The 12,532-nt window shown below is 71.5% G+C and carries 10 protein-coding genes and 1 pseudogene; 10 read left to right on the top strand and 1 reads right to left on the bottom strand.

Going from position 1 to position 12,532, the window contains the following annotated elements; all coding sequences use genetic code 11:
* The 4 genes and pseudogenes from JFN87_RS19300 to JFN87_RS19285 form a co-directional block, all read left to right on the top strand.
* Positions 1–844 (top strand): annotated as a pseudogene (locus tag JFN87_RS19300) (ABC transporter ATP-binding protein); the annotation flags it as partial.
* Positions 845–1,013: 169 nt separating this feature from the next.
* On the top strand, positions 1,014–1,901 hold the full coding sequence (locus JFN87_RS19295) for a FadR/GntR family transcriptional regulator (protein ID WP_209341644.1): 888 nt from the start codon (positions 1,014–1,016) through the stop codon (positions 1,899–1,901).
* Positions 1,902–2,241: 340 nt separating this feature from the next.
* On the top strand, positions 2,242–3,804 hold the full coding sequence (locus tag JFN87_RS19290; RefSeq protein WP_209341643.1) for an RNA polymerase sigma factor: 1,563 nt from the start codon (positions 2,242–2,244) through the stop codon (positions 3,802–3,804).
* Between the two features lie 205 nt (positions 3,805–4,009).
* Positions 4,010–4,834, top strand: coding sequence for a serine protease (locus JFN87_RS19285; protein WP_209341649.1), 825 nt, complete (start codon positions 4,010–4,012; stop codon positions 4,832–4,834).
* 149 nt (positions 4,835–4,983) lie between these two features.
* Here the strand turns inward: JFN87_RS19285 and JFN87_RS19280 are convergent, their stop codons facing one another.
* The gene (locus tag JFN87_RS19280; protein ID WP_030902613.1) at positions 4,984–5,214 is read right to left on the bottom strand and encodes a DUF7455 domain-containing protein; all 231 of its coding nucleotides are present in this window, start codon (positions 5,212–5,214) and stop codon (positions 4,984–4,986) included.
* Positions 5,215–5,660: 446 nt separating this feature from the next.
* Between JFN87_RS19280 and JFN87_RS19275 the strand changes: the two genes are divergently transcribed.
* The 6 genes from JFN87_RS19275 (at position 5,661) to JFN87_RS19250 (ending at position 12,451) form a co-directional block, all read left to right on the top strand.
* A complete protein-coding gene (locus tag JFN87_RS19275; protein ID WP_209341642.1) occupies positions 5,661–7,787 on the top strand; it encodes a DNA gyrase/topoisomerase IV subunit B in 2,127 nt (708 codons plus the stop codon).
* A gap of 138 nt (positions 7,788–7,925) precedes the next feature.
* A complete protein-coding gene (locus tag JFN87_RS19270) occupies positions 7,926–8,462 on the top strand; it encodes a DUF1453 domain-containing protein (RefSeq protein ID WP_209341641.1) in 537 nt (178 codons plus the stop codon).
* Positions 8,459–9,661 carry a sensor histidine kinase gene (locus JFN87_RS19265; RefSeq protein ID WP_307865516.1) on the top strand — a complete coding sequence of 401 codons (1,203 nt, stop codon included), beginning with the start codon at positions 8,459–8,461 and terminating at the stop codon, positions 9,659–9,661. The genes JFN87_RS19270 and JFN87_RS19265 overlap by 4 nt, the downstream gene beginning before the upstream one ends.
* Positions 9,658–10,338 (top strand): response regulator, encoded by a 681-nt coding sequence (locus JFN87_RS19260; RefSeq protein ID WP_307865515.1) that lies wholly within the window; start codon positions 9,658–9,660, stop codon positions 10,336–10,338. Before JFN87_RS19265 ends, JFN87_RS19260 begins: the two co-directional genes overlap by 4 nt.
* Positions 10,339–10,433: 95 nt before the next feature.
* Positions 10,434–10,850: a DUF485 domain-containing protein gene (locus tag JFN87_RS19255; RefSeq protein WP_209341640.1), complete on the top strand. Its 417-nt coding sequence runs from the start codon at positions 10,434–10,436 to the stop codon at positions 10,848–10,850.
* Positions 10,847–12,451: a monocarboxylic acid transporter gene (locus JFN87_RS19250; RefSeq protein WP_209341638.1), complete on the top strand. Its 1,605-nt coding sequence runs from the start codon at positions 10,847–10,849 to the stop codon at positions 12,449–12,451. The genes JFN87_RS19255 and JFN87_RS19250 overlap by 4 nt, the downstream gene beginning before the upstream one ends.
* The last annotated feature ends 81 nt before the right edge of the window (positions 12,452–12,532 follow it).

Below are 12,532 nucleotides of genomic sequence, written 5' to 3'. Positions count from 1 at the left end.
CCCCGCGCGTCTGCCCGTGCCCGCCGCCCGCCGCACCGCCGCGCTGCCGCCGCCTCTCGAGGGGCGCCCTGCCCGCAGCCCGCTGCGGCCGGTGCGCTACGAGTTGCGCAGGATGTTCGGGGTGCGGACGGCGCCCCTGATCGCCGTCGCCGCACTCGTCGTCTCGCTCGCCGTCGCCCTGGTGCTCGCCCGTACAGGCGGCACCCCGCCGTCCGGGCTGCTCGCCGCCTGGCCTGCGCTGCTGCCGCTACCGCCCGCCGCCATGGGCGCCGGGCTCCTCGGGGCCCTGTCCTACGGGGACGAGTTCCGCCACCCGGCGATCACCGGGGCGCGCGGCACGGTCCCGCGCAGGCTCGGCCTGCTGTGCGCCAAGCTGGCCGTCACGGGGGCCGTGGCCGTGCTGCTCGCCCTCCTCGCGGCCTTCGCGGACGGGGGTGTGCTGCGGCTGCTCTACGGCGCCACGGCCTTTCCGGTCCCGCACGACTGGCTCGCTCTCTGCGCGGGGTGGGCGGGGCTCTCGCTCGGCTGTGCCTGGGCCGGGCTGCTCGGCGCCGGCATCTTCCGCGTCACGGCCGCCGGGGTCACCGCGGTGGTCGCCGTGCCCGTGCTCGTCGTGCCCCTCGTGAGGAAGGCGCTGACCGGGCCGTCCGCCCACCCCCTGACGGGACTTCCCGGACAGTTGCGCGAACTCACCTGGCTGGGGCGGCCCCATGAGACGGACGGATGGCTGCTGTCCGCGCTGCGCATGGTCACCCGGCCGGAGGCCGCGGCTCTCGCGCTGTCCCTGACGGCCCTGTTCTGCGCGTTCGCGTTCACCAGTCTTCGCCGTAGGGCTCGTTGGTGATCGTTGTTCGACGGTTCCGGATCGCGTTGGCCATAACTAGGCGGACAAAGCGTGCTTTTCGGACCTAACAGTCACCGTCCGTCAATAGAGGCGCGAGCGCCGATCACCCTTTCGTGTGCTTTTCACCAAAGCCCTCAAGGGCAGTCGGAGCAACGCCGACAAAGGATGCGTGAGTACCCTTGCGCACACCATGATGACCTCCGCCCGTTCCGCCGATTCAGGCCTGACAGGACCGGGTGACCTCAACCGCTATCCGTTCCCCCAGGCGTCCGGCTCCGATCGGGCGGCCGCCCCCGTCTGGGAGGGCCCCGACGTGGACCTCTCCCGGGCGGGCCGGCGCCCCGCCGGCAGCCGCGGGCGCGGGCTCCACGGCCAACTCGTCCAGCAGCTCGGACAGATGATCGTCTCCGGCGACCTGGGCGCGGACCGGCCCCTCGTGCCCGAGGAGATCGGCCAGCGCTTCGAGGTCTCCCGCACCGTCGTGCGCGAGTCGCTGCGCGTTCTGGAGGCCAAGGGCCTCGTGAGCGCGCGCCCCAATGTGGGCACCCGCGTGCGTCCCGTCAGCGACTGGAACCTGCTCGACCCGGACATCATCGAGTGGCGCGCCTTCGGCCCGCACCGTGACGACCAGCGCCGGGAGCTGACCGAGCTGCGCTGGATGATCGAGCCGCTCGCCGCCCGCCTGGCCGCCGGGCACGGCCGTGAGGACGCGCAGACGCGCCTCGCGGACATGGTCGAGATCATGGGCCACGCGCTGGCGCAGGGCGATGCCATCACCTTCGGCCGCGCCGACGCCGAGTTCCACGGGCTGCTGATCCAGCTCGCCGGCAACCGCATGCTCGATCACCTCTCCGGCATCGTCGCCTCGGCGCTCCAGGTGTCCGGCGGCCTGGTCTCGGGCTGTGAGCGCCCCACCGACGCCTCCCTCGCGCAGCACGCGCGCATCGTCGACGCGCTCGGCGCCGGCGACGGGGCGTCGGCCGAGTCCGCGATGCGCCAACTGCTCACGGTCCACCCGGACGTCGAGCGCGTCGTGCCGGCTCCGCGCGAGCACTGACCCGGTCGTGTACGTCCCTCCTCGCGGGTGTCCGCGGGGGGCGTGTCGCCGGACCGGTATGGTCCGGCGACACAGATGCGGTGTGTTCTGCCCCATTGTGCGAAGCTTGTCCCATATGGGGTGTGACTCGGGCCACGCGGATTGGGCGTAACACTCTCCGAGGCAGGGCGATGACCTAAGAGGTGACAGTCGAGAGGGGACCGCATCCGCCCGCCGCGGCGCTGTGATCCTCCCCGGCTCCAGCCCGCGCCGTCGGTGACATTTCCAGCCGCCGGTCGTCGGTTCCGGTCCGCTCCCGGGCTGGGCCAGAAGCCCTTCCCATCGTTCCGAGAGGTTGTTCGTGTCGGCCAGCACATCCCGTACGCTCCCGCCGGAGATCGCCGAGTCCGAGTCTGTGATGGCGCTCATCGAGCGGGGTAAGGCTGATGGACAGATCGCCGGCGATGACGTGCGTCGGGCCTTCGACGCTGACCAGATTCCGCCGACCCAGTGGAAGAACGTCCTGCGCAGCCTCAATCAGATCCTCGAGGAAGAGGGTGTGACGCTGATGGTCAGTGCCGCGGAGTCGCCCAAGCGGGCCCGCAAGAGCGTCGCGGCGAAGAGTCCGGTCAAACGCCCCGCCGCGCCGAAGCCCGTGGCCGCCGCCCCGGCACCGGCCAAGACGGTCGCCGCGGCGGTCGTCGCGCCGCCCGCGGCCGAGGTCGTCGAGGCACCGGCCGAGGAGTCCTCCGCCGCCGCTCCCGCGAAGAAGGCCGCCGCTCCCAAGAAGGCGGCGAAGAAGGCCACGGCGAAGAAGGCCACCGCCAAGAAGACGGCTGCCAAGAAGACCGCCGCGAAGAAGGACGCCGACGAGCTCGGCGAGGCCGAGGAGCCGGCGGAGGAAGCACCCGCGGGCAAGACCGAGGACGAGGAGGCCGAGGGCGAGGCCAAGGGCTTCGTCCTGTCGGACGACGACGAGGACGACGCGCCCGCCCAGCAGGTCGCGGTCGCCGGCGCCACCGCCGACCCGGTCAAGGACTACCTGAAGCAGATCGGCAAGGTCCCCCTGCTCAACGCCGAGCAGGAGGTCGAGCTCGCCAAGCGCATCGAGGCCGGCCTCTTCGGCGAGGACAAGCTCGCCGGGGCGGACAAGCTCGCGCCGAAGCTCAAGCGCGAGCTGGAGATCATCGCCGAGGACGGCAGGCGCGCCAAGAACCACCTGCTGGAGGCCAACCTCCGTCTCGTGGTCTCGCTGGCCAAGCGCTACACCGGCCGCGGCATGCTCTTCCTCGACCTGATCCAGGAGGGCAATCTCGGCCTCATCCGCGCGGTCGAGAAGTTCGACTACACCAAGGGCTACAAGTTCTCCACGTACGCCACCTGGTGGATCAGGCAGGCCATCACCCGAGCCATGGCCGACCAGGCCCGCACCATCCGCATCCCGGTGCACATGGTCGAGGTCATCAACAAGCTCGCGCGCGTGCAGCGCCAGATGCTCCAGGACCTGGGCCGCGAGCCCACCCCGGAGGAGCTGGCCAAGGAGCTCGACATGACCCCGGAGAAGGTCATCGAGGTCCAGAAGTACGGCCGCGAGCCCATCTCGCTGCACACCCCGCTCGGCGAGGACGGCGACAGCGAGTTCGGCGACCTGATCGAGGACTCCGAGGCGGTCGTGCCGGCCGACGCCGTCAGCTTCACGCTCCTGCAGGAGCAGCTGCACTCGGTCCTCGACACGCTCTCCGAGCGCGAGGCCGGCGTGGTCTCCATGCGCTTCGGCCTCACCGACGGCCAGCCGAAGACGCTGGACGAGATCGGCAAGGTCTACGGGGTCACCCGTGAGCGCATCCGGCAGATCGAGTCCAAGACCATGTCGAAGCTGCGCCACCCGTCGCGCTCCCAGGTGCTGCGCGACTACCTCGACTGATCGCGCACGCGGTAGGTCCGCACGGCGCACGCGGCAGGGCTCGGATCCTCTTTCGAGGGGACCCGGGCCCTGCCGCGTTTCGCGCTTCGGTGCCAGGACAGGTTGGATGACTCCGAGTGGATCAACTTTCCACGGAGAGTCAGGAGAGCAGATGCGTCGCCCCTTCGCCAGAGCCGTCCGCACCGCACCGCGCGGTCGTACCCCGATGCCCTCCCGGGCGCTGTACGGGGGACTCGCCGCGCTGACCGCCTCGGCGCTGCTGCCGCTCGCCGCGGCGGCGCCCGCGGCCGGCAGCGCCGTGATCGGCGGCGCGCCCGCCTCCACGTCGGACCACCCGTGGGTCGTGGCGCTGGTCAGCCAGAACCGCTTCGGTTCCGGGCGCGCGGGACAGTTCTGCGGGGGCGCGGTGGTCGGTCCCACCAAGGTGCTCACGGCGGCCCACTGCGTGAGTGACGACATCCTCGGCAAGGGTCCTGACAACGTCGGCGACCTGCATGTCATCGCGGGACGTGACCGGCTCACCGCGTCGGGCGGCCGGTCCGTGGCGGTGCGCTCGTACGCGGTGGACCCGGCGTACCGGCCGAGCACCAACGAGAACGACATCGCCGTGCTGACGCTGAAGACGCCGCTGCCCGCCTCGTCGGCGATCGCGCCGGAGCGGCCCGGCGGGGCGGAGGCGAAGCCCGGCAGCAAGGCGCAGGTGCTGGGCTGGGGCGACACGACGGGCCGTGGCGACTACGCGGGCGGGCTGCGCTCCTCGCCCGTGACGGTGCTGCCGGACGCGCAGTGCGAGAAGGCCTACCCGGGCGGCTCGTCGGCTCGCTACGCGGCGTCCTCGATGCTCTGCGCCGGCGACCCGCACGGGGGCCACGACGCCTGCCAGGGCGACAGCGGCGGTCCCCTGGTCGCCAAGGGGCGCCTCATCGGGCTGGTGTCGTGGGGGAGCGGCTGCGGGCTCGCGGACGCGCCGGGCGTCTACGCCCGTGTCACGTCCGATCTGGGCCCGGTGGCTGGTGCCGTCGGGCGGTGAGCCGCGAAGCGCTCACAGGGGCCGTGAGGGACTCCGTGGGGGCTTCCTGGGGTACGAGAACGGGCGGCCGCCATCCGCTGGTGCGGTGGCGGCCGCCCGTCGGCCGTCTCGTCTCACGGCCCTCGGCTCGTCGTGTCGGATGTGAGGTGTCAGCGCTCCTCTTCGCCGGCCACGGCGGGTACGTCCGTCAGCCGGTCGGTCTCATCCTGTATTTCCGCGGCGATCTTCTTGAGTTCCGGCTCGAACTTGCGCCCGTGGTGGGCGCAGAAGAGCAGCTCACCGCCGCTGGTCAGCAGGACGCGCAGATAGGCCTGGGCGCCGCAGCGGTCACAACGGTCGCCCGCCGTCAGGGGGCTCGCGGGGGTCAGAACAGTAGTCACGTCGCCTCTTCTCTAGCTCGACGAGCTGTCGTACCAGGGTCAACATCCAACCAGGCCGAAAACGTTCCCGCTCGTGGCCGTTCTTCGAAAACTTCTTCCGAAGTGGTGTGGGTGCTGACGGTTGGCGGCGAATGAGCCGTATTGCTGAGCTTTACGGATTTCGCGTGGATGTCGGGGGTGGTGCTGGTCCTCGGTCGTCCCGGCCGGCTTGCCGGTTGTTGATGAGGACGTGCCCGGAGCCTAAATGGTTCATGCCTGGAAGGGAACGTGAGCTGTGCGGCACCCGCGCGATATATCGAACACGCATGCGAGCATGCACTAGCATGCCGTACGACGAGGGTGGCGTTACATCCGCTCTACCAGGCCTCTGTACCCTCTGACCGATGACCGGAGCCGGGCCTTTACCCCACGGGGCCAGATCTCAAATTCAGCGAGGAGCGAACCGAGTGACCGCCGATACGTCCGTGCCGTCCACCGCGCTGCTGACAGCGGACCGTGACGGTTCCAACTACACCGCGCGGCATTTGCTCGTTCTCGAAGGCCTCGAAGCCGTCAGGAAGCGGCCCGGCATGTACATCGGGTCCACCGACAGCCGGGGCCTGATGCACTGCCTCTGGGAGATCATCGACAACTCCGTCGACGAGGCGCTCGGTGGCTACTGCGACCACATCGACGTGATCCTCCACGAGGACGGGTCCGTCGAGGTGAAGGACAACGGCCGGGGCATCCCGGTCGACGTCGAGCCGAAGACCGGCCTGTCCGGCGTCGAGGTGGTCATGACGAAGCTGCACGCCGGCGGCAAGTTCGGCGGCGGCTCCTACGCGGCCTCCGGCGGCCTGCACGGCGTGGGCGCCTCGGTGGTCAACGCGCTCTCCTCGCGCCTCGACGTGGAGGTGGACCGCGGCGGCGCCACGCACTCGGTCAGCTTTCGCAGGGGCGTGCCCGGCATCTTCACCGAGCAGGGCCCCGACGCCCCGTTCGACCCGTCGAGCGGGCTGCTCAAGGGCAAGCGCGTCCCGAAGTCGCGCACGGGCACCCGGGTGCGCTACTGGGCGGACCGGCAGATCTTCCTCAAGGACGCCAAGCTCTCCCTCGACACGCTCCACCAGCGCGCCCGCCAGACGGCCTTCCTCGTCCCCGGCCTCACGATCGTCGTGAAGGACGAGCGGTACGCCGAGGACGCCGACGCCGGGCGCGGCGGCGTCGAGACGTTCCGCTACGACGGCGGCATCAGCGAGTTCTGCGACTACCTCGCGCAGGACAAGGCCGTGTGCGACGTGCTCAGGCTGTCGGGCCAGGGCACGTTCAAGGAGACCGTCCCCGTCCTCGACGACCGGGGCCACATGACGCCCACGGAGGTCACGCGCGAACTCGGCGTCGACATCGCCCTCAGGTGGGGCACCGGCTACGAGTCCTCCGTCAGGTCGTTCGTCAACATCATCGCCACCCCCAAGGGCGGCACACATGTGACGGGGTTCGAACGCTCCGTGACCAAGACGGTCAACGAGGTGCTGCGCTCCGCGAAACTGCTGCGCGTCGCCGAGGACGACGTCGTCAAGGACGACGCGCTCGAAGGCCTGACGGCCGTCGTCACGGTGCGGCTCGCCGAGCCCCAGTTCGAGGGGCAGACGAAGGAGGTGCTCGGCACCTCGGCCGCCAACAGGATCGTCGCCAACGTCGTGGCCAGGGAGCTCAAGGAGTTCCTGACGTCCACCAAGCGCGACGCGAAGGCGCAGGCGCGCGCGGTCCTCGACAAGGTCGTCGCCGCCGCCCGCACGCGCATCGCGGCGCGCCAGCACAAGGAGGCCCAGCGCAGGAAGACCGCGCTCGAGTCCTCCTCGCTGCCCGCGAAGCTGGCCGACTGCCGCAGCGACGACGTGGACCGCAGCGAGCTGTTCATCGTCGAGGGCGACTCGGCGCTCGGCACGGCGAAGCTCGCGCGCAACAGCGAGTTCCAGGCGCTGCTGCCGATCCGCGGCAAGATCCTCAACGTCCAGAAGTCGTCCGTCTCCGCGATGCTGAACAACGCCGAGTGCGGCGCGATCATCCAGGTCATAGGGGCGGGGTCGGGACGGACCTTCGACATCGACAGCGCGCGCTACGGGAAGATCGTGCTCCTCGTCGACGCCGACGTCGACGGCGCGCACATCCGGATCCTCCTGCTGACGCTGTTCCAGCGCTACATGCGCCCGATGGTCGAGGCGGGCCGGGTCTTCGCCGCGGTGCCGCCGCTGCACCGGGTGGAGCTGGTGCAGCCCAAGAAGGGCCAGGACCGGTACGTGTACACCTACTCGGACGCGGAACTGCGCCAGACGCTGCTGGAGTTCCAGCGCAAGGGCGTGCGCTGGAAGGACTCGATCCAGCGCTACAAGGGCCTCGGCGAGATGGACGCCGACCAGCTGGCGGAGACCACCATGGACCCGCGCCACCGCACGCTGCGGCGCATCAACATCAGCGACCTGGATGCCTCCGAGCAGATCTTCGACCTGCTGATGGGCAACGAGGTCGCGCCGCGCAAGGAGTTCATCACCAGCTCGGCTGCGACGCTCGACCGCTCCCGCATCGACACCTGAGCGACGCCGGGAACGCCTGCTCTCCACCCCCGGGTGGAGAGCGGGAATCCACCCGCGTTCCACCCGGGCTCCGATCCGCTGACCTGCCCCTTCTCCGTACCTTCAGGGAGTCGGACCGCATCGTCCCCGGAGGATCCCGTGAAGGAACTGCTGTACGTGCTGGCGATCGTCGCCCTGGTCGTCGTGATGGTCATGCGCCAGGCGAGGCCGCGCCGCGTCGGCGGCGGCGGCCGCCGCTCGTTCGCCCTCCCGATCGTCATGGTGGTCCTCGGCGTGCGGGAGGGCCATCTCGTCGACTCGCACCACGCGGGAGTCTCCGTCGCGCTCCTCGCCGCCGAGCTGCTGGTCGGCGTCCTCATGGGCGTCGGCTGGGCCATCACGAGCAAGGTGTGGCGGGAGCCGGACGGCTCCGTGTGGTCCCGCGGCACGAAGGCGACCACGGGCGTCTGGTTCGCCGGCTTCGCCTGCCGCATGGCGATCATGGGCCTCGGCGCCCTGGTCGGCATCCACCAGTCCTACGGTGCCCTGCTGATCACACTCGGCGTCTCGTTCGCCCTGCGCAGCCTGCTGCTCACGCACCGCGCCGGCACACTGTCCTCCGGCACACTGCCTTCCGGCGCCGGTGCGTCGTACGGTGGCGCGGCGGCCGGGCGAGCGAGGAAGGACAGGGTGTGAGACCAGCGACATGGACGCGGTGGCCCGCGTGGGAGCCGGGCGAGATGCGCACCATCGGGGGCCTGCCGGGCACGGCGGGGCTCGCCGCGGCCGGCGGTGGCCGGCAGTACCGCCTCGCCCTGCGGGCCCTCGTGCCGGTGTCCATCGTCTACGCGATCTTTTCCGAGCACCACATCAGCGGCTGGCTCGCCGGGGTGGTGCAGGCCGCGGCCGTCGTCGCCGCCGGCTGGCTGATGTGGGTCTTCAACCGGTCCACGCGGCAGCACAGGCTCGTGCCCTCGCTGATCTCAGGCGGGCTGCTGCTCGTGGCGGCCGCCTTCGGGCAGTGGCAGGGGTTCTCGGTCGCCGTGGCGATGCTCACCTTCGGCTGCGCCCTCGTCGCGATCCAGCGCATGCCGCTCGCCGCCGGCGTCCCGGTCGCGGCCGTGGCGCTCGGCGGCTACACGATCGCCAACCACCAGACGTGGATCAGCAGCGTGGTCACGCTGGTGGGCATGGGGCTCGCCGGGTGCGTGATGCGTCTTGACGCCGGGTCACGCCACCGCCTGAAGGTGCAGGAGCGGGCGGCGCGCGCCGCCGAGGCCGAGTCCGCGGCGCTCGGGGAGCGCGCCAGGATCGCCCGCGACATCCACGACGTCCTCGCCCACAGCCTCTCCGCGCAGCTCGTGCACCTGGAGGCGGCCCGGCTGCGCATCGAGCAGGAGGAGCCCGGGCCCTTCAGGGACCAGATACTCGAACGGGTCGTCGCCGCGCGCTCGATGGCGCGCGACGGCCTCGCCGAGACCCGGCAGGCGCTCTCCGCGCTGCGCGGCGAGATGGCCCCGCTCGGCGACTACCTGCGCGAGGTGGCGGCGAGCGACGGCGCCGAGGTCGACGTGGCGGGCACGCCGCGGCCGGTGCCCACGGAGGCCTCGCAGACGGTGCGCAGGGTCGTCCAGGAGGCCCTGACGAACGTACGCAAGCACGCGCCGGGCGCCCGGGTGCACATCGACCTCACCTACGGTCCCGACGAGCTGGCGCTGTGCGTGCGCGACTCGGGCGGCGGGGGAGCGGCGCCGCGGGAACTCGCCTCCTCGGGTTCCGGATACGGTCTCCTCGGCATGCGTGAACGCGCCGAACTCCTCGGCGGCACGCTGGAGGCCGGCCCGGTGGGGGACGGCGGGAAGGGGTACAGCGTGCGGCTGCGAGTGCCGGCGTGACGGGCACGGGGCCCGCCAGAGTGGTCGTCGCGGACGACCAGGCAGTGGTCAGGGAGGGCATCGTCATGCTCCTCGGCCTGCTGCCGGGCATCGAGGTGGTGGGGGCCGCGAAGGACGGCGACGAGGCCGTGGAGCTGGTCGCGCGGCTGGCTCCCGACGTCGTCCTGATGGACCTCAGAATGCCGCGCTGCGACGGGGTCGAGGCCACGCGCCGCATCCGCGCGGACCACCCGGGCACCCAGGTCGTGGTGCTCACCACCTTCGCCGACGACGAGTCCCTGTTCGCCGCGCTCCGGGCAGGCGCGCGCGGCTACCTCACCAAGGACGCGCAGGGCGACGACATCGTCAAGGCGGTGACGGACGTGCTGGCCGGGCAGGCCGGGCTCGCCCCCGCCGTCCAGCGCAGGCTCCTCGAGCGCGTCACCGAGCCTCAGCAGGTCCCCACGCCCGCGGAGCCGCCCGACGGGCTCACCGCGCGCGAGGCCGAGGTGCTCTCCCTGGTGGCCGAGGGGCTGTCCAACAAGGAGATCGCCGGCCGCCTGCACATCGGCGCGGCGACGGTGAAGACCCACATCAACAACCTCTTCGCCAAGACCGGGGTCCGTGACCGGGCCCAGGCCGTGCGATACGCGTACCAACGCGGACTCATCGAGCCACCCGGGACATCCGTCACCTGATGGGGTGAAGCCGGTCGGGACCGGGCAACGGGCGCCGCTCTCCTCGCCATGCTGGGCGGACGGCCGAACGGCCGCCTGACGAGGAGAGCCGACCGGTGGACGAGCAGGACGGACCCGAGAGCGGGTTCACGGTGGCGGCACCGCGCGCCGCCGAGGAGGAGCCGCACGCGTACACCGCGGCGGACATCTACCTCGAGGTGCAGCGCAGCGCGGCGTTCCAGGAGGTGCGGGCGCGCTACCGGCGCTTCGTCGTGCCGGCCACCGCCGCGTTCCTCGCCTGGTACCTGGCCTACGTGCTGGCCGCCACGCTCGCGCCCGCGGCCATGGCGCGTCCCGTCGCCGGCCCGGTGAACGTGGCGATGCTGGCCGGGCTCGCCCAGTTCCTCACCACCTTCCTGCTGACCTGGGCCTACACGCGCCACGCCCGGCGCAACAGGGACCGGGCGGCACTCGACCTGCGCTGGACGGTGCTCGACCGCGGCGTGGGCAGGGACCGCGGGGGACAGGCGTGAGCGGCGGCCACCAGACCCTGGCGCTGGCGCTGTTCAGCGCGTTCGTCGCCGTCACGCTCGCCATCACGACGTGGGTGAGCCGGGGCAGGCACGGCTCGCCCGAGGAGTTCTACGCGGGCGGGCGGCTGTTCTCCCCGATGGAGAACGGTTTCGCCATCGCGGGCGACTACATGTCCGCCGCCTCCTTCCTCGGCATCTCGGGCGTGATCGCCCTGTTCGGGTACGACGGGATGCTGTACTCGGTCGGCTTCCTGGTCGCCTGGCTGGTGGTGCTGTTCCTCGTCGCCGAACTCGTGCGCAACTGCGGCCGCTTCACGCTGGCCGACGTGGTCGCCGCGCGCATGCGGGAGCGTCCCGTCAGGATCGCCTCGGGCACGGCTTCGGTGACGGTGTCCGTGCTCTACCTGGTGGCGCAGATGGTGGGCGCAGGCAGTCTCGTCACGCTGCTGTTCGGCGAGTCGGGCACGGCGGCGCGCGCCTGGGGGGTGATCGGCGTGGGGGCGCTGATGGTCGTCTACGTGACGCTCGGCGGCATGCGGGCCACCACCTGGATCCAGATCGTCAAGGCCGTGCTGCTGATGGGTGGGGCCGTCGCCCTCACGGTCCTCGTCCTGCTGCGCTTCCACGGCCGCCTGGACGACCTGCTCACCACGGCCGCCGCGCACAGCGGCCACGGCAAGGCCTTCCTCGGCCCCGGGCTCGCGTACAGCGGCGGCTGGACGGCGCGGTTCGACTTCATCAGCCTGGGCATCGCGCTGGTGCTCGGTACGGCGGGGCTGCCGCACATCCTGTCGCGCTTCTACACGGTGCCCACGGCGCGCGCGGCACGCCGTTCGGTGGTGTGGTCGATCGGGCTGATCGGCGGCTTCTACCTCATGACGATCGTGCTGGGGTTCGGCGCGGCGGCGCTCGTCGGCTCGGGCGCCGTGCGCGCCTCCAACTCGGCGGGCAACACGGCGGTCCCGCTGCTGGCGCTCGATCTCGGCGGGGGAGCGGGGACGACGGGTGGGACGGTGCTGTTCGCGGTGGTGGCCGCCGTGGCCTTCGCGACCATCCTCGCGGTGGTCGCCGGCGTCACGCTGGCCTCATCGGCCTCGGTCGCGCACGACCTCTACGCGTCACTGGGGCGGCGCGGGGCGAAGGCCGGCGGCAGGAAGCGCGGCGAGGTGCCGGTGGCCCGGGTCGCGGCCGCGGGGATCGGGGCCGTCGCCATCGCCCTGAGCCTGCTGGCGCAGGACCTCAACGTGGCCTTCCTGGTGGGTCTCGCCTTCGCGGTGTCCGCCTCGGCGAACCTCCCCGTGCTGCTGTACTCGCTGTTCTGGCGCTCCTTCACGACGCGTGGAGCCGTCTGGTCCGTCTACGGCGGGCTCGTCCCCGCCGTGGCACTCGTCGTGTTCTCGCCGGTCGTCTCCGGCAGCCCCGGCGCGGTCTTCGCCGGGAGGGATTTCCACCTCTTCCCGCTCGAGAACCCCGGCCTCGTGTCCATCCCGCTGGGGTTCCTCGCGGGATGGCTCGGCACCGTGCTCTCCCGGGAGAAGGCCGATCCGGCCAAGCACGCGGAGACAGAGGTCCGTTCGCTCACCGGCGCGGGCGCCGCCTGACATCGGTTGCGTCGACAACGCGAAAGGAACGCAAGCCGCTTGCGTTCCTTTCTGTTCGTTTGCGTTGACACTCATCCCCAC

Source organism: Streptomyces montanisoli (genome assembly GCF_017813245.1).
Taxonomy (GTDB): Bacteria; Actinomycetota; Actinomycetes; order Streptomycetales; family Streptomycetaceae; genus Streptomyces; species Streptomyces montanisoli.
This window is presented reverse-complemented; position numbering and strand designations above follow the sequence as displayed.

Bases quoted from the DNA above. Each gene is read 5' to 3' on its own strand.
- JFN87_RS19285 (WP_209341649.1), top strand. From the start codon at position 4,010: ATGCCCTCCCGGGCGCTGTACGGGGGACTCGCCGCGCTGACCGCCTCG.